The organism is Allobosea sp. CRIB-10 (assembly GCF_900112185.1).
Lineage (GTDB): Bacteria > Pseudomonadota > Alphaproteobacteria > Rhizobiales > Beijerinckiaceae > Allobosea.
Genome location: NZ_FOKP01000003.1, coordinates 134,934 through 153,330 on the forward strand (window position 1 = coordinate 134,934; position 18,397 = coordinate 153,330).

Consider the following 18,397-nt stretch of genomic DNA (forward strand, 5'->3'; position numbering starts at 1 on the left):
GCGGGCTTCAAAAGCCCGCCGCTTTCCAGAGCGCCAATTCCCACGCGGTCCGTTTGCCTGAGCGTTTCCGGGGCGGTTGCGCCTTCGGCGCCGGGTCCGGACAAGTCCGGCCCCGGTCTCTCCCGCGGGGATGATGCGGCTGAGCCAGCAATAGACGAGCGAGGGGCCGAGTCAATCGGCCCACCCGCGTGAATTTACGGCAGTATGCCGCTTACCTGCGTCGACGCCGCGCCGGCTCGCCGCCGCCCGGGCTCAGGCCGACGATGATCTCGACCTCGCCGGAGCCGGCCGGAACCGAGATGTTGCTCTCGACATGCGAGAAATCGGCGCCGGTCTGGCCGCTGGGAATCGTGCCTCCCACGCGGGAGCTGCGGCGCGCGATGACCTGGTTGTTGCGCATGACCTGGGTGATCAGCGTCGCACCATAGCTGCCGGGGCCGCCGGCCGGGCCGACCAGGATGCGTCCCTCGGCACCAACCTTCAGTGTGAAGGCGCCGTCCTTTCCGACCGGCGTGCACTCGCGCGCGACCGTGGTGATCGAGACCTGGCTGCGCAGGCTGCCGCTGTCCGGCCCCGACTGGGCGCGGATCGCGGCGCCGCCGTCGGCGATGATCACCTGCGGACAGATGAAGTTGACGTCGTCATCGGTCGGCAGCTGGTTCACCGGCGGCGGCGTCGTCGACTGGAACATCAGGATATTGCCGAGCTTCTGTGCGGAGCTGGGCTCGCCGGTGCTGGACGAACCCGAGGAACCACAACCGGCTAGCGTCAGCGCCAGGGCGGCAGGCAGGGCAAACCGGCCGACGCGGCCAGACAGGCGATCAATCACGGCAAAGCCTCCACACCGGGGCCGAATCCGTTGAGCGAAACCGGAATTCCGACCCCTTCCTCCGGCGTCTGAAACACGATGAATGTGGCGCTCTTACCGCTCTTGAGCTGGCCGAGCAGCGTATCGTCCATCACCACCTCGGCGACGCAGCCGGTGGTCAGGCAGCGCACGAAGCCGGCGCGGCCGATATCCTTGTCGTCGATCTTGAGGCCGAGGCCGGACGGCAGCAGTACGCCGAGCGGGGCGACGACGCGCAGCAGGCGGCTCTTCTGGTCGGCCGTCTTCAGCACGATGACGAGCAGCGTCAGATTCGGGCGATCCTCGGCGGCGACGTTCTGCACGAGCGCGCATTGCTCGGCCTTGGCGCCGGGCGGCGTCTCGCAGCGCATCTGCCAGTCGCCATGGGTCGAGCGCACCGCGCCTTGCGCAAGGGCCGGCGCGACCGAGAGCCAGCCGCAGCCGAGGACGGCAAGCGCCGCGGCCGCGGGACCGATGATTGAGCGCATCCCTGTCCTCCTCTTCCAGGCATGGGAATGCGCGCATGCCCATGCCGAACGGCGCCCCCGCCATACGAGAGTGCGTTCCGACCATGCGTCCCGATTCCTGTCAAGGCGAAGGATCACATGCGCTTGCGCAACGAACTCGCCGCGGACTCGCGGAGAGCGGCGACGACCGGCTGCCCGGCACCCATGCACTTGTCGCGTACTTATGCCGCACGGGCTGCGCCACAGCCTGTCATTGCCCCACTGGCGCAAGCGTGATCTTTGATTTATCGCAATGCCGAAGAACCGGGGTGGCCAGACGTGGCCGTTCCGGCGCGCGCCTGTCTTAAGCTGACGAAGGCGGATCGCGCGGCATCAAAGGAGCTATGTCGGACCGATGCGATTTGTGACCACTCCTCTCAGGAACGCGCTGGCGGCCCTCGCGGCGGCTCTCGTAGCGTTTTCGCCGGCCGTCGCATCGGCCCAGAACGGCATGCCGCAGCCTTGGGAGATCAATCTCCAGCCGGCCAATTCCGAAGTGATGACCTTCATCCACTGGTTCCACGACTGGGTGAACGTGCTGATCTTCATCATCACGATCTTTGTGCTGGCGCTGCTGGTCTATGTCGCCTGGCGCTTCAACGAGAAGGCCAACCCGGTCCCCTCGAAGACGACCCACCACGCCCTGCTCGAGGTGGCCTGGACGATCATCCCCGTCCTGATCCTCGTCGTGATCGCGATCCCCTCCTTCCGCCTGCTCAAGCTGCAGCTCGAGATCCCGCAAGCCGACATGACCGTGAAGGTCACCGGCAAGCAGTGGTACTGGTCCTATGAATATCCGCAGGATGGCGGCAGCTTCGGCTTCGATTCGCTGATGCTCGACGAGAAGCAGCGCGCCGAGGCGATCTCATCGAAGAAGATCGCCGAATCCGAGGCGCCGCGCCTGCTTGCCGTCGACAACGAGGCGGTCGTGCCGGTCGGCAAGATCGTGCGGGTGCAGGTCACCGGCGCCGATGTCATCCACAAATTCGCGCTGCCGGCTTTCGGCCTGAAGATCGACGCCATCCCCGGCCGCCTGAACGAGACCTGGTTCAAGGCCGATCGCGAAGGCATCTTCTACGGCCAGTGCTCGTTCATCTGCGGCCAGAACCACGCCTTCATGCCGATCGCCATTCGCGTCGTCAGCCAGGAGCGCTACACGGCCTGGCTCGCGGAAGCGAAGCAGAAGTTCGCCAATGCGGCCGACGCCACCAGCAAGGTCGCCGAAGCGACCCGCTGAACCCGACATCTTGAAAGAACTCACGCGAACGGCATTCGCAGGAGGAGACGAATTCCATGGCTACCGCGGCTCCCCACGCCCACGGGCATGATGACGCCCACGCCCACGAGCACCACACCCCGACGGGTTGGCGCCGCTGGCTGCTGTCGACCAACCACAAGGACATCGGCACGCTCTATCTGATCTTCTCGATCGTCGCCGGCCTGATCGGCGGCTTCCTGTCGATCATGATGCGCATCGAGCTGCAGCAGCCGGGCCTGCAGATCTTCGCCAACGGCCAGAGCTATAACGTCTTCGTCACCGGCCACGGCCTGATCATGATCTTCTTCATGGTCATGCCCGCCGTCATCGGCGGCTTCGGCAACTGGTTCGTGCCGCTGATGATCGGCGCGCCGGACATGGCCTTCCCGCGCATGAACAACATCTCGTTCTGGCTGACGGTCGCGGCGCTGATCCTGCTGCTCATCTCGATGTTCGTCGAGGGTGCTCCGGGCGCCAAGGGCGTCGGCACGGGCTGGACGGTCTATCCGCCATTCTCCTCGACCGGCCACCCCGGCCCGTCGGTCGATTTCGGCATCCTGTCGCTGCACCTTGCCGGCGCGGCCTCGATCCTGGGCGCCATCAACTTCATCACCACCATCCTGAACATGCGCGCGCCTGGCATGACCATGCACAAGATGCCGCTGTTCGCCTGGGGCGTGCTGGTCACCGCCTTCCTGCTGCTGCTGGCGCTGCCGGTGCTGGCCGGCGCGATCACCATGCTGCTGACCGACCGCAATTTCGGCACCACCTTCTATGACCCGGCCGGCGGCGGCGACCCGGTGCTCTATCAGCACCTGTTCTGGTTCTTCGGCCACCCCGAAGTGTACATCATGATCCTGCCGGCGTTCGGCATCGTCAGCCACATCATCTCGACCTTCTCGAGGAAGCCGATCTTCGGCTATCTCGGCATGGCCTACGCCATGGTCGCGATCGGCGTGGTCGGCTTCATCGTCTGGGCCCACCACATGTACACGGTCGGCCTGTCGCTCAACACGCAGCGCTACTTCGTCTTCGCGACGATGGTGATCGCGGTGCCGACGGGCGTGAAGATCTTCTCCTGGATCGCGACGATGTGGGGCGGCTCGCTCCGCTTCACCGCGCCGATGGTCTGGGCGATCGGCTTCATCTTCCTGTTCACCGTCGGCGGCGTCACCGGCGTGGTGCTGGCCAATGCCGGCCTCGACCGCTCGCTGCATGCGACCTACTACGTCGTGGCCCACTTCCACTACGTGCTGTCGCTCGGCGCGGTCTTCGGCATCTTCGCGGGCTTCTACTACTGGTTCCCGAAGATGAGCGGCTACATCATCCCGGACTGGATCGGCCGCCTGCACTTCTGGGTCGCCTTCATCGGCGCGAACCTGCTGTTCTTCCCGCAGCACTTCCTCGGGCTGTCCGGCATGCCGCGGCACTATGTCGACTACCCCGACGCGTTCGCCGGCTGGCATTTCTGGTCGTCGATCGGCTCCTACATCTTCGCGGCCGGCCTGCTGATCTGGCTCTACGGCATCGTCGTCGCCTTCACCAAGAAGGAGCTCGCCGGCAACAATCCGTGGGGCGAAGGCGCGACCACGCTGGAGTGGACCCTGTCCTCGCCGCCGCCCTTCCACCAGTTCGAGACCCTGCCGCGCATCACCGGCTCGGACCACTGATCGAACCGGCGGCGGGCCAAAAGCCCGCCGCCGCCCCTCCCCCGAGCGCCTGATCCAGGGCGTTCCGGAGACGGGCGGATCCCGCAAACAGCGCCTCTCGGGCGCCATGAGAGTTGAAGCGAACGTATTTCGATGTCTGCTGCCTTCGATCAGATCACCCAGGCTGACGATGGGGTCGCGCTGAGTTCCACCGGCGAGGCGCGCGACTTCTTCGCGCTGCTCAAGCCGCGGGTGATGTTCCTGGTGATCGTGACCGCGCTCGGCGGCATGGTCGCGGCGCCCGGCACGGTCAATCCGGTGATCGGCTTTGCCGCCCTGCTGGCGATCTCGGTCGGCGCCGGCGCTTCCGGCTGCCTCAACATGTGGTGGGATGCCGACATCGACGCGGTGATGGCGCGCACCGCCGGCCGCCCGATCCCCGCCGGGCGCATCCTGCCCTCAGAGGCGCTCGCCTTCGGCCTGACGCTCTCGATCGGCTCGGTTCTGGTGCTCGGCCTCGTCGCCAACCTGCTCTCGGCGGCGATGCTGGCCTTCACCATCTTCTTCTACGCCGTCGTCTATTCGATGTGGCTGAAGCGGGCGACGCCGCAGAATATCGTCATCGGCGGCGCCGCCGGCGCCTTCCCGCCGATGATCGGCGAGGCCGTGGTCACCGGCGATTTCGGCCTGACCTCGATCGTCCTGTTCGCCATCATCTTCCTGTGGACGCCGCCGCATTTCTGGGCGCTCGCTCTGGTGAAGTCCGGCGACTACGCGAGAGCCGGCATCCCGATGCTGCCGAACGTCGCCGGCCCCGCCGCGACGCGCCGCCAGATCGTCGCCTATACGCTGGTGCTCACCCCGGTCGCGGTGCTGCCGGCGCTGATGGGCTTCGGCGGACTGATCTATCTCGTCGTCTCGGTGGTGACCGGACTCGCGATGATCGGCCTGTCGCTGCGCGTGCTGAAGGTCACCGAAGGAGAGCCGGCCAACAAGGCGGCCTATGCCCTGTTCGGCTTCTCGATCCTCTATCTCTTCCTGCTCTTCGCCGTGCTGCTGGCCGAGAACGGCCTCGGCCTGATGTGGGCTCTGCCCAAGGTGCAGGGATGAGCCAGGACCCGCAGGACAGGAAGCAGCCGCCGGCAGCCTTCTCGCCGGAGGACATGGCCAGGCGCAATCGTCGCTCGGTCGCGCTCGCGCTCGTGCTCGGCGGGCTCGTGCTGTTCTTCTTCATCGTGACGCTGGCCAAGACCGGGCCGGCGATCCTCAACCGGCCGCTGTGACGCGATGAGCACCGCTTCCCGCAACCGCCGCACCGTCCTCGCCTGCAGCGCCGCCGTGCTCGCCATGACCGGTCTCTCCTTCGCCGCGGTGCCGCTCTATAACCTGTTCTGCAAGGTCACCGGCTTCGCCGGCACGCCGATGGTCGGCACCGCCGCCACGGGCAAGACCAGCGACCGTATCGTCCAGGTCGCCTTCGACGCCAATGTCGCGCCCGCGCTGGGCTGGCGCTTCGAGGCGGAGAGGACGCAGATCGCGGCGCAGGTCGGCGTGACGCAGACGGTGTTCTACAAGATCACCAACACATCCTCGCGGCCGATGACCGGGATCGCGACCTACAATGTCCAGCCCAACCAGTCGGGCGCCTATTTCGTCAAGATCCAGTGCTTCTGCTTCACCGAGACGACGCTGCAGCCGGGCGAGACGCTGGAAGCGCCGGTGGTGTTCTACATCGATCCCGAGATCGAGTTGAACCGCGAGCTCGCCAGCCTGAAATCGATCACCCTGTCCTACACCTACTTCCCGTCGAAGAACGGGCAGCCGGTGGCGGAAAGCAAGGGTGACGGCAACCAATCGAAACTATAAAGCTGCACGACAAGCGCTGCACTTCTACGGACGCGGAGACTTGAGCACGATGGCCGGGGCCCATACCAAGAACCACGACTACCACCTCGTCGACCCGAGCCCGTGGCCGATCGTCGGCGCCGCCAGCGCGACCATCATGGCGATCGGCGCGGTGATGTGGATGAAGGCCATGCCGCTGCTCGGCATGAACCTCGGCCCGCTGGTCTTCGGCATCGGTCTCCTCGGCGTGCTCTACACCATGCTCGCCTGGTGGATGGACGTGACCCGCGAGGCCGAGCGCGAGGGGCACCATACCCGCGTGGTGCAGCTGCATCACCGCTACGGCATGCTGATGTTCATCGCCTCCGAGGTGATGTTCTTCGTCGCCTGGTTCTGGGCCTATTTCGACGCCAGCCTGTTCACCGGCGAGGCGATCCAGTACACCCGCGCCGAGTTCACCGGCGGGCACTGGCCGCCGAAGGGCATCGAGACCTTCGATCCCTGGCATCTGCCGCTGCTCAACACCCTGATCCTGCTGACCTCCGGCACCACCGTGACCTGGGCGCATTACGCCCTGATCCAGGGCGACCGGAAGGGCCTGAAGCAGGGCCTGTGGCTGACCGTGATCCTCGGCATCCTGTTCACCGCCTGCCAGGCTTACGAGTACGCGCACGCCGCCTTCGCCTTCAAGGGCAACATCTACGGCGCGACCTTCTTCATGGCGACCGGTTTCCACGGCTTCCATGTCATTATCGGCACGATCTTCCTGGCGATCTGCCTGTGGCGCGTCTATCTCGGCCATTTCAAGCCCGACCAGCATCTCGGCTTCGAGTTCGCCGCCTGGTACTGGCACTTCGTCGACGTCGTCTGGCTGTTCCTGTTCGCCTCGATCTATGTCTGGGGCGCCGGCACGCCTGCGGCGCACTGATAGTCGGGCCGGAAGCGGCCGCGAACCTGACAAGGGGCGGCCGCGAGGCCGCCCTTTCCATTTGAGGAGGCAGTCATGGTGCAGCCGCAGATCACCCCGCCCCCACCGTTCTCGACGGGGCTGACCGGCCGCTGCCCGCGCTGCGGCGAGGGCAAGCTCTTCGACGGCTACCTCAAGCTGAAGCCGCGCTGCGCCGCCTGCGGGCTCGATTTCGCCTTTGCCGATTCGGCCGACGGGCCGGCTGTGTTCATCATGCTGATCGCCGGATTCTTCGTGCTCGGCCTCGCGCTCTATGTCGAGATCGCCTACACGCCGCCGATGTGGGTTCACCTCGTGCTCTGGCTGCCGCTGGCGCTCGTCACCTGCCTCGGGCTGCTGCGGCCGATGAAGGGCCTCGCGGTCGCCTTGCAATACGCCCACAAGGCCGAGGAAGGCAGGTTGAAGAAGTGAGCGTCACCGCCTCCCCCGCTTCCCGGCCGAAGCTGCTGCTGCCGGCCCTGCTGACCGTCGTCGGCGTCGGTGTGCTCGTCACCCTCGGCACCTGGCAATGGCTGCGCATGGGCGAGAAGCGCGCCTTCATCACGCGGCTGGAGACGCAGGCGAGCGGCCCGGCCGCGCCTCTGCCGCCGGCCGGCGAATGGCAACGGCTCGATCCGGCCGCGCTCGACCTCACCCGCTCGACGGCCACGGGAACCTATCTCGACGGCATCGCGGGCGTGCGCACCACCATCGCCGCCGGCCCGCCCGGCTCGCGCCAGCTCTCCGGCTTCGGCCGCTGGATCTTCCAGGGCTTCCGGCTGGAGGACGGCACGACGATCCTGATCAATCGCGGCTTCGTGCCGGAAAGCCGGTTCGCGGCGATCACCCCGGCCAGCGGCCAAGCTACTGTCACCGGCTTCCTGCGCGCGCCGGAGGCCCGCAACAGCTTCACCCCGGCCGATCTGCCGCAGCAGCGCGAATTTTACACGCGCGATCCGGCGGGGATCGCCGCGGCACTGGGCATCGGGCCGGCCGCGCCCTTCTATCTCGAAGCCGAACGCCAGGGCGACGGGTTGACACCGCCGGCCGGCGTCGATGTGAAAGAGCTGATCGCCCGCATCCCGGACAACCATCTGCAATACGCGCTGACCTGGTGGGGGCTCGCGCTTACGCTGATCGGCGTGTTCACGGCATACGCCTGGCAGGCGCTGAGGCGGCCGGCCGAGACGCCTTGAGGCTGTGCACCCCCCTACGGCCCTCATCCTGAGGAGCGCTCTGCAGGAGCGCGTCTCGAAGGATGCCCCAGGAGAGTTCCGGAGATAACTGGACCATCCTTCGAGACGCAAGCAAAGCTTGCTCCTCAGGATGAGGGCTCGGGGCGATTGGCCGCTCTGCGCCCCGGGGCTTTGCCCTCCCCAGCCAACGGGCCTATAGGATCAGCACGACATCAGAGATCATCACCGTGCTGCATATTTCGACCCGCGGCGAAGGGCCGTCGCTCTCTTTCGCCGATGCGCTGCTCGCCGGACTTGCCCGTGACGGCGGCCTCTATCTGCCGCAAGCCCTGCCGCGCTTCAGTGCGCAGGAGATCACCGGTTTCGCCGGCAAACCCTATGCGGAGGTTGCGGAACGCGTCGTCGGCGCATTGGCCGATGGCGACATCGCGCCGGACGCGCTGAAGGCGATGATCGGCGAGGCTTATGGCACGTTCCGCCATCCGGCCGTCTGCCCGCTGGTCCAGCTCGGCGACAACCTGTTCTCGCTCGAGCTCTTCCACGGCCCGACGCTCGCCTTCAAGGACGTGGCGATGCAGCTCCTCGGCCGGCTGATGGACCATGTGCTGGCGCAGCGCGGCGAGCGCGCCACCATCGTCGGGGCGACCTCGGGCGACACGGGTGGTGCCGCCATCGACGCCTTCAAGGGGCTGGAACGCGTCGACGTCTTCATCCTCTACCCGCATGGCCGCGTCTCCGACGTGCAGCGCCGGCAGATGACCACGGTCGACGCCGGCAACGTTCACGCCATCGCGGTCGAGGGCACCTTCGACGACTGCCAGAACCTGGTGAAGGCGCTGTTCAACCACCACGCCTTCCGCGACGAACTCCGGCTCTCCGGCGTCAACTCGATCAACTGGGCAAGGATCGCGGCGCAGGTCGTCTACTACTTCACCGCTGCCGTCGCGCTCGGCGCTCCGCACCGTCCGGTCTCCTTTGCGGTGCCGACCGGCAATTTCGGCGACATCCTCGCCGGCTGGATCGCCAAGCAGATGGGGCTGCCGATCGGCCGCCTGATGGTCGGCACCAACAGCAACGACATCCTGGCCCGCACGCTGGAGACCGGCGTCTATGAGATGCGCGGCGTCGCGGCGACGACCTCGCCCTCGATGGACATCCAGATCTCCTCGAATTTCGAGCGACTGCTGTTCGAGGCCCATGGCCGCGACGGCGCCGCCGTGCGCCGGCTGATGCAGTCGCTGGCGCAGTCCGGCCGTTTCGAGATCGCGGCCGAGCCGCTCGCCCGCATCCGCGCCGATTTCGACGCGGTCGCGCAGGACGAGGCCTCGATCGCCAACGAGATCGGCACGGTCTGGCGCGAGGCCGGCTATCTGCTCGACCCGCACAGCGCGATCGGCGTCGCAGCCGCGCGCAAGGCGCTGCAGGCCGATCCGGCGACGCCGGTGGTCGCGCTCGGCACCGCCCACCCCGCCAAGTTCCCGGCGGCAGTCGCGGCCGCGAGCGGCGTCACCCCCGCCCTCCCCGCGCATCTTTCCGACCTGATGGAGCGCAAGGAGCGTTTCAGCCTGCTGCCGAACGACCAGAGCAAGCTCGAACGCTTCATTGCCGAGCGGGCGCGGGCCGTCAGGAGTGCCGCGGCATGACGGCGGGCAAGACGCTCAAGGCCAAGACCGAGAAGCCGGTGAAACCGGGCGAAGCCGGCCATGACCCGGCCGTCAGCCTGACGACGCTGCCATCCGGCCTGCGCATCGTCTCCGAGCGCATGGCCCATGCCTCGACCGTCTCGCTCGGCATCTGGATCGGCGCCGGGGCACGGGACGAGCTGCCGCATGAGCACGGCCTCGCCCATCTGCTCGAGCACATGGCCTTCAAGGGCACGGCCCGGCGCACCGCGCTTGAGATCGCCGAGGAGATCGAGAGCGTCGGCGGCGACCTCAACGCCGCGACCTCGGTCGAATACACCTGCTATACCGCCCGCGTGCTCGGCCAGGACCTGCCACTGGCGGTCGACATTCTCGCCGACATACTGACCCAGCCCGCCCTCAGCGAGGACGAACTGGCGCGCGAGAAGGGCGTGATCCTCCAGGAGATCGGCGCCGTCCAGGATACGCCGGACGATCTGGTCTATGACCGCTTCCTGCAGGCGGCCTTCCCGGAGCAGCCGCTCGGCCGACCGATCCTCGGCACGGCGGAGACGGTGAAGAGCTTCACGCCCGAAGCGATCCGCGCCTATCTCGGCCGGCACTACCACGCCGGCAACATGGTGCTGGCCGCCGCCGGCGCGGTCGACCATGACGAGCTGGTCGCTCTGGCGGAACAGGCGCTCGCGGCGCTGCCGGCCCGGCCTGCTCTCGCTGCCGAGGCGCGCTCGCCGGCGGCCTATCAGGGCGGCGAAGCCCGCATCGACGGCGACGAGGAGCAGGTCCACATCGTTCTCGGCTTCCCCGGAAAACCGTTCGCCAACGGCGTGCACTACCCGCTGCAGATCTTCTCGGCCGTGCTCGGCGGCGGCCTGTCCTCGCGCCTGTTCCAGGAGGTGCGCGAGCGCCGCGGCCTCGCCTATGCGGTCGACGCCTTCCACTGGCCCTTCTCCGACTGCGGCGTCTTCGGCATCAGCGCAGGCACCGCGCCGGAGGATGTCGGCGAGCTGGTCGCGGTCGCGCTCGATTGCCTCGCCCAGGCGGCCCGCGACGTCAGCGAGGCCGAGGTCGCCCGCGCCCGGGCCCAGATGAAGGTCGGCCTGCTCGCCTCGCTGGAGAGCCCCGGCGGCAAGCTCGAGCAGATGGCGCGGCAAGTACTCGTCTTCGGCCGGGCGATCCCGCGCGAGGAGCTGGCGCGCCGGCTCGACGCAGTCAGCCTCGCCGATGTGCGTGCGGCCGGAGAGGCCCTGCTCGATGGCGTGGTCACCGTCGCCGCGGTCGGCCCGCTCGACGGCCTCGCCCCGGCAACCGCCCTGCGCGCCATGCTGGCGCGAGCCGCCTGACGGCGATGGCCCTCTTCCGCTTCGCAACCGACCCGCCGGCGCGGCCGCTGATCAGGACGCAGAACCTGATCCTGCGCGCCCCGCTCGCCGGCGACTACTCGGCTTGGGCGAATCTGCGGATGGAGAGCCGCGACTTCCTCACCCCCTGGGAACCGGTCTGGACCGAGGACGACCTGACCCGCGCCTCGTTCCGCCTGCGGGTCAAGCGCGCCGCGCGCGAGATCGCGACCGACGAAGCCTATTCCCTGTTCATCCTCGATTCCCGCTCGGAGGCCCTGCTCGGCGGGCTGACACTCGGCCTCGTCAGGCGCGGCGTGGCCCAGGCCTGCACGCTCGGTTACTGGATGGGCCAGCGCCATGCCGGCAAGGGCCACATGACCGAGGCGGTGCGCGGCGCGCTCGACTTCGCCTTCTCCGAGCTCGCCTTGCACCGCGTCGAGGCCGCCTGCCTGCCGCATAACGAGCCCTCGCGCCGGCTGCTGGAGCGCGTCGGCTTCAAGCATGAGGGCGAGGCGCGCGGCTATCTGCGCATCAACGGCGTCTGGGCCGACCATCTGCTCTACGGCATGCTCGCCTCGGAGCTGCGCCGGTCCGCCGAACCCGATCGCAAGCTGTGAACAGCTTGCCTTGCCCTCGCCACGTCGCCCCGATACCACTGACCGTCACGCCTGAAGAGTTCCCCGCAGAGTCCATCTTGCCATCGACGCTCCGCTTCCTCCGGTCCGGCATCGCCGTTTTCGGCCTCCTGATGCTGGCGCTGCTCTCGCTGCTGCGGCCGGCGCTGGCGGTCGAGGCCCAGCGCGTGCCGCTCGACGTGCCGGTGCTCGACCTGACCGACGTGGTCGAGCGCAACAAGTCCGATGGCGACGTCATCCAGATCTCGACCGCGCCGGGCCCCGACGGCATCGTCCGGCGCATCGCCGTCAGGGCCCGCGAATCGGGTGCGCGGCCGGACTGGATCGTCTTCGCGCTGACCAATGATTCCGACGAGCAGATCGACCGGCTTCTGGTCGCGCCGTTCCACCGCCTGATCGGCTCGGGCGTGGTCTGGCCCGATCTCGGCGACCGCCGCATCGAGGCGATCACCGCCAGCCAGGGCCTGCGTCCCGAGCGCGAGGAAGCGCCCGACGCCGACATCTTCCAGATCACGCTCGACCCCGGCACCACCGTCACCTTCGTCGCCGAGCTGAAATCGCCGAACCTGCCGCAGCTCTATCTGTTCGAGCCGGAAGCCTATCGCCAGAAGACCAACGGGCTGACGCTCTACAAGGGCATCATCATCGGCATCGCCGGCCTGCTGGCGCTGTTCCTGACCATCATCTTCGTGGTCAAGGGCGCGGTGATCTTCCCGGCCGCGGCCGCCCTGGCCTGGGCAGTGCTGGCCTATGCCGGTCTCGACTTCGGCTTCTTCCAGCGCATCTTCCCGCTAACCCCGGCGATCGAGCGCATCTACCGCGCCGGCGCCGAGGTGGTGCTGGCGGCGACGCTGCTCGTCTTCCTCTTCGCCTATCTCAACCTGTCGCGCTGGCATGTGCGCTACAGCCACATCACCATCATCTGGATCCTCGGCCTCGCCGGCCTGGTCGGCCTCGCCGTGTTCGACGCCCCGATGGCGGCCGGCATCGCCCGCATCTCGATCGCCGCCGTCGCCACGGTCGGCTTCGTGCTGATCCTGCATCTCGCCACCCATGGCTATGAGCGGGCGGTGATGCTGATCCCGACCTGGTTCCTGCTGCTGGTCTGGGTCACCGCGGCTGGCTTCACCGTGGTCGGGCAGGTCACGCGCGATCTCGTGCCGCCCTCCCTGATCGGCGGCCTCGTCCTGATCGTGCTGCTGATCGGCTTCACCGTGGTGCAGCACGCCTTCGCCGGCGGCGCGCTGGCGCAGGGCCTGGTCTCGGACACCGAGCGGCGGGCGCTCGCCCTCTCCGGCTCGGGCGACCTCGTCTTCGACTGGGACGTCTCGGCCGACAAGATCTTCGTCTCGCCGCAGGCCGAGACGTTGCTCGGCTTGTCTAAGGGCGCCCTCGAAGGCTCGGCCGCGCGCTGGCTGGAACACATGCACGTCGCCGACCGGGACCGCTACCGCGTCTCGCTCGACGCGGTGATCGAGCAGCGCCGCGGCAAGCTGCAGCTCGATTTCCGCCTGCGCGCTGCCAGCGGCGCCTATCACTGGTTCAGCCTGAAGGCCCGGCCGGTGATCGGCTCGGACGGCGAGGTCATCCGCGTCATCGGCACGCTCGCCGACGTGACCGAGCAGCGCACCGCGCAGGAGCGCATGCTGCACGACGCCGTGCACGACAACCTGACGGGCCTGCCCAACCGCGAATTGTTCCAGGACCGGCTCACCGCCGTGTTCGGCTTCAGCCGCGCCGACGACGCCATCCGTCCGACCGTGATCGTCATCGACATCGACCGCTTCAAGCAGGTCAACGAATCGGTCGGCTTCTCGGCCGGCGATTCGATCCTCCTGACGCTGGCGCGCCGCCTTGGCCGTTTGCTGCGGACACAGGACACGCTGGCCCGCATCGGCGGCGACATCTTCGCGATGATCATCGTCTCGGAGAGCGATCCCGAGCGCATCCTGGCGCTGGCCGAACTGATCCGCCGCGCCGTCTCGACGCCGATCACCTTCGCCGAGCGCGAGATCGTGCTGACGCCGTCGATCGGGCTCACCCTCTTCGACGGCACCCCGACCGCGCGCAAGGACGATGCGCTGAAGAACGCCGAGCTCGCCATGGCGCATGCCAAGAATCAGGGCGGCAACCTGGTCGAGGTCTTCGTCCCGGCGATGCGCAGCGACCGCAACGACCGGCTCGCGCTCGAGAGCGACCTGCGCCGGGCGATCGAGCGCGGCGAGATCCAGGTGATGTACCAGCCGATCGTCAGGCTTGAGGATCGCACCATCGCCGGCTTCGAGGCTCTGATGCGCTGGGACCATCCGCGCGAAGGCCGGCTCTTGCCGCAGGACTTCCTCGCCATCGCCGAGGAGAGCGGGCTGATCGTCGATCTCGGCGTTTATGTGATGGACCGGACCGCGCGCGAGCTGGCCGCCTGGCAGGCTGCGCTCGAGGTCGAGCCGCCGATCTTCGCCAGCGTCAACGTCTCCAGCCGGCAATTGCTGCGCCACGACCTGCTGAAGGACGTCAAGGCGGTGCTGGCGCGCCGGCGCGTGCTGCCCGGCACGCTCAAACTCGAGATCACCGAGAGCCTGGTGATGGAGAACCCGGAATATGCGGCGCAGATGCTGAGCCGCATCCGCGATCTCGGCGCCGGGCTGTCGCTCGACGATTTCGGCACGGGATATTCCTCGCTGTCCTATCTGCAGCGCTTCCCCTTCGACACGATCAAGATCGACCAGAGCTTCGTGCGCCAGATGGGCAACGGCAAGCCGCCGGTGATCCTGCGCTCGATCGTCCAGCTCGCCGCCGACCTGCAGATGGACGTGGTCGCAGAGGGCGCCGAAACCGAATCGGATGCGATCGAGCTCTACCAGCTCGGCTGCCAGTACGCGCAGGGCTACACCTTCGGCCAGCCGATGACGGCGGCGGAAGCGCGGCGGCTGGTGGGAGCGTCGAGCTCGTCCTTCGAGGCGGCGTGACAAACGACGAGTTGCGTGCGGCCGATTTGCGCTTCATCGGCGGCGTCCTGTCGGCACCAATCGGTCTCGTTCTGCTCGGCCGACTGATCAGCGGCGGGCTACCGTCACTGCTCGCGCATACGGTCGTTTTAGCGAGTGCGATTGCGGCTTCGGCTCTGCTTGCAAGAGCCAAGCCCGAGCTGCTGCCCAAATCCTTCCGAATGGGATGGGCGCTGGGGTTGGCGCTTTCCATGCCGCTCGCAGTATGGGCTTCCCACTTCGTGGCTGACGCAGCACACCGCAGGGCAGCAGGGCGACCATATTGCGTAATGGTCAGCGATGGAGTGACGCACTATCGCACCCCTCAAAACCTGCTGGATTTTTCACCTATCCGGATGTGGGGCAAGGATGGCGGAAGAAGCGCGATCCAGTTCCACGCGGCTCTTTGGGTCTTCGGCAACGGCGAACCAAAGCCTTACAACTGGTCTTACTTTGGAAGAGAGTTCCGGCCGGTAAGATCGAGTTCAGGCTTGGGCAGGCTATGCGCGACCGACTGCTTACCAGCCACCGATTTTACGACGCAGTTATCGTGGTTTTGAAAAGACCAGTCGCTTCGAACTCACCTCAAGCGTGCCCGGCATCCTTCGACAGGAAGGCCTGGTCGATGCCGAGCTTGCTGAGCGCGCGGGCGTATTTGGTGTCGAGCGCGTCGTCGAAGAGCAGCGCCTGATCGGCGGCGCAATGCAGCCAGCCATTGGACTGGATCTCGGATTCGAGCTGCCCCGCGCCCCAGCCGGCATAGCCGAGCGCCAGCACCGCATTCTCCGGCCCTGTGCCGACGGCGATGGCGCGCAGGATGTCGAGCGTCGCGGTCAGGCAGATGCCCTCGTCGATCGGCAGCGTCGCCGATTCCAGGAAGAAATCGGCACTGTGCAGGACGAAGCCGCGCTTGGTCTCGACCGGCCCGCCGCGGAGCACCTTCATCCTCTCGGCCTGGCTCGGCAGGCGGATCGCCTGATCGGATGGGATGACGTCGAGCTGGACGAGCAGCTCCGGAAAACGCGTGTCGGCGGCCGGCTTGTTGACGATGATGCCCATCGCGCCGTCTTCGGAATGAGCGCAGAGATAGACCACGCTGCGGGCAAAGCGCGGATCGCTCATGCCCGGCATGGCGATCAGGCATTGCCCGTCGAGATAGCTGCGGCCGCTGATGCGCTGGTTCGATCCGAGATTCATGGCTGCCATGCTAAGCCATGTTCGGCTGGCGTGGGAACAATTTTGGCTCGCTCGCGAGCAAGGATATTCGGGCGTAGACTGACGAGCCTCCGCGATGCCGGCCATCTTCGCCGCAATGCCGGCGCAAAGCTGGCGATGCTTGATTGCGTGCCGATGCCGGATCACAGCTCCGGTATCCTGCTCGCAAATCTCGGCTGGATCGCCTAAATCAGACCACGTGAAAACGATCACGGCCCTTTCCCTCCTCGCCGCGCTGGCGCTCGGCGCACCGGCATCCGCCCAGGACGCCGCGGTTTCGCCATGGTCGAAGGCCGCCTATTCGTCGATGCGCCTGATCGCGGGAGCGACCGCGCCGTCGGGCAAGCAGCGCGTCGGTGTCGAGATCACGATGTCGCCAGGCTTCAAGACCTATTGGCGCAGCCCGGGCGACGCCGGAGTGCCGCCGGTCTTCGACTGGAGCGGCTCGGAGAATGTCGGCGGGCTCGACGTGCGCTGGCCGGCGCCCGAGCGCTTCGAGGACGGCGCCGGCTCCGGCATCGGCTATGTCGGTGAGGTGGTGGTGCCGGTCTCGGTCCAGCCGGTCGATCCGACACGGCCGGTCACCGTGGTGCTGAAGCTCGACTATGCCGTCTGCGACAAGATCTGCGTGCCGGCCAAGGGCGAGGCGCGGCTCTGGCTGGAGCCGGGCGTCACCTCGGTAACCTCGCCGCGGCTGGAGCAGTTCGAGGCTCGGATTCCGCACGCGGTCAAGCTGGGGGCGGCCAGCGACCGCCTGTCGATCCTCGAGGTCACCCATAGCGACGCCGCCGTGAAGCTCTCGCTGAAGGCGCCCGAGGGCGGCTCGATCGACGATGTCTTCGTCGAGGGCGCCGGGATGTGGTCATTCGGCCGGCCGATGCTGATGCCGCAGCCCGACGGGACCGTGGCCGCGAAGCTCAAGATCGTCGAACGTCCGAAAGGCGCGACCGGCCCCACCCCCCTGATCATCACCGTACGCGGAAAGCCACAAGCGGTGGAGACGCGACTCGAACTCGACATCGGCAACGCGAAGCCGTAACCCTGCGCTCGAAGCGGCACGACGCCGCGAACATGTTCAACAGAGATGGTGGCGCGAATTCTGATCGTTCGACCATTCTGGTCGAACGGAAAGCGCGCAGCAGGAGACATGGCGATGGCGATCAAGGTCGGTGACAAGCTTCCGCAGGCGACGTTTCGCGTGATGACGGCCGACGGGCCGGCAGCCAAGACCTCGGACGAGCTGTTCAAGGGCCGCAAGATCGTGCTCTTCGCCGTGCCGGGCGCCTTCACGCCGACCTGCCACAAGAACCATCTGCCGGGCTATGTGAACAAGGCCGCCGAGATCAAGGCCAAGGGTGTCGAGGAGATCTTCGTCACCGGCGTCAACGACGTCTTCGTCATGGACGCCTGGTCGAAGGCGACCGGGGGCGCCGGCGTGATCACCTTCCTCTCCGATGGCAATGCCGACTTCGCCAAGGAGATCGGCCTGTCGATGGACGGTTCGGGCTTCGGCCTCGGCACCCGCTCGCAGCGCTATTCGATGGTCGTCGAGGACGGCGTCGTGACCGCGCTCAACGTCGAGGACGCGCCCGGCAAAGCCGACGTCTCCGGCGCCGAGGCGATGCTGAACCAGCTCTGAGGCTCAGCGTCGGCCCCATCGTTTTGAGCCCGCGCCGCCTCGGCGCGGGCTTTTTCTTTTCAGCACCAAATCCGATCGATCCGATCTGCGCTTGTCATGAGACAGCGTCCGCAGCCACCGCTAGCCTCCCGGCAAAATCGAGGAGACGCCACACCATGCCAGAGATCAGCATCCGCCCGCTCACGGCCAATGATCGCGCCGCCTGGGAGCCGCTCTGGCAGGGCTATCTCACCTTCTACAAATCGTCGCTGACGCCGGAGACGACCGACACCACCTTCGGGTGGCTGACGGGCGGCGAGGAGCCGATGGGCGGCTTCATCGCCGAGCGCGACGGCAAGGCGATCGGCATCGTCAACTACGTGCTGCACCGCACGACCTGGAGCCAGAAGCAGATCTGCTATCTGCAGGACCTCTTCACCAGCGAGGAGGCGCGCGGCCACGGCGTCGGCCGCAAGCTGATCGAGGCCGTCAGGCAGATGGCGGAGCAGCAGGGCCTTTTCCGCGTCTACTGGCAGACGCATGAGAGCAACCTGCAGGCGCAGGAGCTCTACGACAAGGTCGCGCAGAAATCGGGCTTCATCGTCTACCGCCAGCCGCTGGGCTGACCGGCAGGCCGCCCCGCTCACGCCGGGATTGCATCGGGACACTGGCGTTCGTGCAAGAATGCCAAAGCAAGGCGGCGGATCGCGCCTAT

19 protein-coding genes and 1 riboswitch are annotated in these 18,397 nt (G+C 67.2%); of the genes, 16 read left to right on the top strand and 3 right to left on the bottom strand.

Going from position 1 to position 18,397, the window contains the following annotated elements; translation table 11 throughout:
- Positions 1-35: 35 nt before the first annotated feature.
- Positions 36-135: riboswitch (glycine riboswitch) on the bottom strand.
- A gap of 76 nt (positions 136-211) precedes the next feature.
- Together BMZ69_RS05740 and BMZ69_RS05745 are read right to left on the bottom strand one after the other, a co-directional pair.
- Positions 212-829, bottom strand: coding sequence for a hypothetical protein (locus BMZ69_RS05740; RefSeq protein WP_092155608.1), 618 nt, complete (start codon positions 827-829; stop codon positions 212-214).
- Positions 826-1,335: an invasion associated locus B family protein gene (locus BMZ69_RS05745; protein ID WP_092155609.1), complete on the bottom strand. Its 510-nt coding sequence runs from the start codon at positions 1,333-1,335 to the stop codon at positions 826-828. Before BMZ69_RS05745 ends, BMZ69_RS05740 begins: the two co-directional genes overlap by 4 nt.
- 469 nt (positions 1,336-1,804) lie before the next feature.
- Between BMZ69_RS05745 and coxB the strand changes: the two genes are divergently transcribed.
- The 13 genes from coxB (at position 1,805) to BMZ69_RS30995 (ending at position 15,409) form a co-directional block, all read left to right on the top strand.
- Positions 1,805-2,590 carry a cytochrome c oxidase subunit II gene (gene coxB, locus BMZ69_RS05750; protein ID WP_244543248.1) on the top strand — a complete coding sequence of 262 codons (786 nt, stop codon included), beginning with the start codon at positions 1,805-1,807 and terminating at the stop codon, positions 2,588-2,590.
- Positions 2,591-2,646: 56 nt separating this feature from the next.
- On the top strand, positions 2,647-4,281 hold the full coding sequence (ctaD, locus tag BMZ69_RS05755) for a cytochrome c oxidase subunit I (protein ID WP_092155611.1): 1,635 nt from the start codon (positions 2,647-2,649) through the stop codon (positions 4,279-4,281).
- Between the two features lie 132 nt (positions 4,282-4,413).
- On the top strand, positions 4,414-5,370 hold the full coding sequence (locus BMZ69_RS05760; protein ID WP_092155612.1) for a heme o synthase: 957 nt from the start codon (positions 4,414-4,416) through the stop codon (positions 5,368-5,370).
- On the top strand, positions 5,367-5,543 hold the full coding sequence (locus BMZ69_RS31505) for a hypothetical protein (protein WP_175506668.1): 177 nt from the start codon (positions 5,367-5,369) through the stop codon (positions 5,541-5,543). The genes BMZ69_RS05760 and BMZ69_RS31505 overlap by 4 nt, the downstream gene beginning before the upstream one ends.
- 4 nt (positions 5,544-5,547) lie before the next feature.
- Positions 5,548-6,126, top strand: coding sequence for a cytochrome c oxidase assembly protein (locus BMZ69_RS05765; RefSeq protein WP_092155613.1), 579 nt, complete (start codon positions 5,548-5,550; stop codon positions 6,124-6,126).
- 49 nt (positions 6,127-6,175) lie between these two features.
- Entirely contained in the window at positions 6,176-7,033 is an 858-nt protein-coding gene (locus tag BMZ69_RS05770; protein ID WP_092155614.1) for a cytochrome c oxidase subunit 3, read from the top strand.
- A 75-nt stretch (positions 7,034-7,108) separates the two neighbouring features.
- Positions 7,109-7,483: a DUF983 domain-containing protein gene (locus tag BMZ69_RS05775; RefSeq protein WP_092155615.1), complete on the top strand. Its 375-nt coding sequence runs from the start codon at positions 7,109-7,111 to the stop codon at positions 7,481-7,483.
- Entirely contained in the window at positions 7,480-8,247 is a 768-nt protein-coding gene (locus BMZ69_RS05780; RefSeq protein WP_092155616.1) for an SURF1 family protein, read from the top strand. The genes BMZ69_RS05775 and BMZ69_RS05780 overlap by 4 nt, the downstream gene beginning before the upstream one ends.
- A 227-nt stretch (positions 8,248-8,474) precedes the next feature.
- On the top strand, positions 8,475-9,890 hold the full coding sequence (gene thrC / locus BMZ69_RS05785) for a threonine synthase (RefSeq protein ID WP_092155617.1): 1,416 nt from the start codon (positions 8,475-8,477) through the stop codon (positions 9,888-9,890).
- Positions 9,887-11,230, top strand: coding sequence for a M16 family metallopeptidase (locus BMZ69_RS05790; RefSeq protein WP_092155618.1), 1,344 nt, complete (start codon positions 9,887-9,889; stop codon positions 11,228-11,230). Before thrC ends, BMZ69_RS05790 begins: the two co-directional genes overlap by 4 nt.
- A 5-nt stretch (positions 11,231-11,235) precedes the next feature.
- Complete coding sequence (locus tag BMZ69_RS05795) at positions 11,236-11,847, top strand: GNAT family N-acetyltransferase (RefSeq protein ID WP_092155619.1); 612 nt, start codon at positions 11,236-11,238, stop codon at positions 11,845-11,847.
- Between the two features lie 131 nt (positions 11,848-11,978).
- Entirely contained in the window at positions 11,979-14,831 is a 2,853-nt protein-coding gene (locus BMZ69_RS05800) for an EAL domain-containing protein (RefSeq protein ID WP_092155833.1), read from the top strand.
- The gene (locus BMZ69_RS30995; protein WP_139218976.1) at positions 14,828-15,409 is read left to right on the top strand and encodes a hypothetical protein; all 582 of its coding nucleotides are present in this window, start codon (positions 14,828-14,830) and stop codon (positions 15,407-15,409) included. The genes BMZ69_RS05800 and BMZ69_RS30995 overlap by 4 nt, the downstream gene beginning before the upstream one ends.
- A 25-nt stretch (positions 15,410-15,434) precedes the next feature.
- Here BMZ69_RS30995 and BMZ69_RS05805 read toward each other — a convergent pair whose 3' ends face one another.
- A complete protein-coding gene (locus BMZ69_RS05805; RefSeq protein ID WP_092155620.1) occupies positions 15,435-16,055 on the bottom strand; it encodes a YqgE/AlgH family protein in 621 nt (206 codons plus the stop codon).
- Between the two features lie 208 nt (positions 16,056-16,263).
- Here BMZ69_RS05805 and BMZ69_RS05810 point away from each other — a divergent pair, with 208 nt between their 5' ends.
- The 3 genes from BMZ69_RS05810 (at position 16,264) to BMZ69_RS05820 (ending at position 18,308) form a co-directional block, all read left to right on the top strand.
- The gene (locus BMZ69_RS05810; protein ID WP_175506675.1) at positions 16,264-17,103 is read left to right on the top strand and encodes a protein-disulfide reductase DsbD domain-containing protein; all 840 of its coding nucleotides are present in this window, start codon (positions 16,264-16,266) and stop codon (positions 17,101-17,103) included.
- Between the two features lie 114 nt (positions 17,104-17,217).
- Positions 17,218-17,703, top strand: coding sequence for a peroxiredoxin (locus tag BMZ69_RS05815; protein ID WP_092155834.1), 486 nt, complete (start codon positions 17,218-17,220; stop codon positions 17,701-17,703).
- Positions 17,704-17,858: 155 nt separating this feature from the next.
- A complete protein-coding gene (locus tag BMZ69_RS05820; protein WP_092155622.1) occupies positions 17,859-18,308 on the top strand; it encodes a GNAT family N-acetyltransferase in 450 nt (149 codons plus the stop codon).
- Positions 18,309-18,397: the final 89 nt, after the last annotated feature.

Excerpts from the sequence above, each read along its gene's own strand:
- BMZ69_RS05770 (WP_092155614.1), top strand. The coding sequence starts at position 6,176 with ATGGCCGGGGCCCATACCAAGAACCACGACTACCACCTCGTCGACCCG.
- BMZ69_RS05760 (WP_092155612.1), top strand. The coding sequence starts at position 4,414 with ATGTCTGCTGCCTTCGATCAGATCACCCAGGCTGACGATGGGGTCGCG.
- BMZ69_RS05765 (WP_092155613.1), top strand. The coding sequence starts at position 5,548 with ATGAGCACCGCTTCCCGCAACCGCCGCACCGTCCTCGCCTGCAGCGCC.
- BMZ69_RS05745 (WP_092155609.1), bottom strand. The coding sequence starts at position 1,335 with ATGCGCTCAATCATCGGTCCCGCGGCCGCGGCGCTTGCCGTCCTCGGC.
- BMZ69_RS05820 (WP_092155622.1), top strand. The coding sequence starts at position 17,859 with ATGCCAGAGATCAGCATCCGCCCGCTCACGGCCAATGATCGCGCCGCC.
- BMZ69_RS05790 (WP_092155618.1), top strand. The coding sequence starts at position 9,887 with ATGACGGCGGGCAAGACGCTCAAGGCCAAGACCGAGAAGCCGGTGAAA.
- coxB (WP_244543248.1), top strand. The coding sequence starts at position 1,805 with ATGCCGCAGCCTTGGGAGATCAATCTCCAGCCGGCCAATTCCGAAGTG.
- BMZ69_RS31505 (WP_175506668.1), top strand. The coding sequence starts at position 5,367 with ATGAGCCAGGACCCGCAGGACAGGAAGCAGCCGCCGGCAGCCTTCTCG.
- BMZ69_RS05800 (WP_092155833.1), top strand. The coding sequence starts at position 11,979 with ATGCTGGCGCTGCTCTCGCTGCTGCGGCCGGCGCTGGCGGTCGAGGCC.
- BMZ69_RS05815 (WP_092155834.1), top strand. The coding sequence starts at position 17,218 with ATGGCGATCAAGGTCGGTGACAAGCTTCCGCAGGCGACGTTTCGCGTG.
- BMZ69_RS05795 (WP_092155619.1), top strand. The coding sequence starts at position 11,236 with ATGGCCCTCTTCCGCTTCGCAACCGACCCGCCGGCGCGGCCGCTGATC.
- BMZ69_RS05775 (WP_092155615.1), top strand. The coding sequence starts at position 7,109 with ATGGTGCAGCCGCAGATCACCCCGCCCCCACCGTTCTCGACGGGGCTG.
- ctaD (WP_092155611.1), top strand. The coding sequence starts at position 2,647 with ATGGCTACCGCGGCTCCCCACGCCCACGGGCATGATGACGCCCACGCC.
- BMZ69_RS05805 (WP_092155620.1), bottom strand. The coding sequence starts at position 16,055 with ATGGCAGCCATGAATCTCGGATCGAACCAGCGCATCAGCGGCCGCAGC.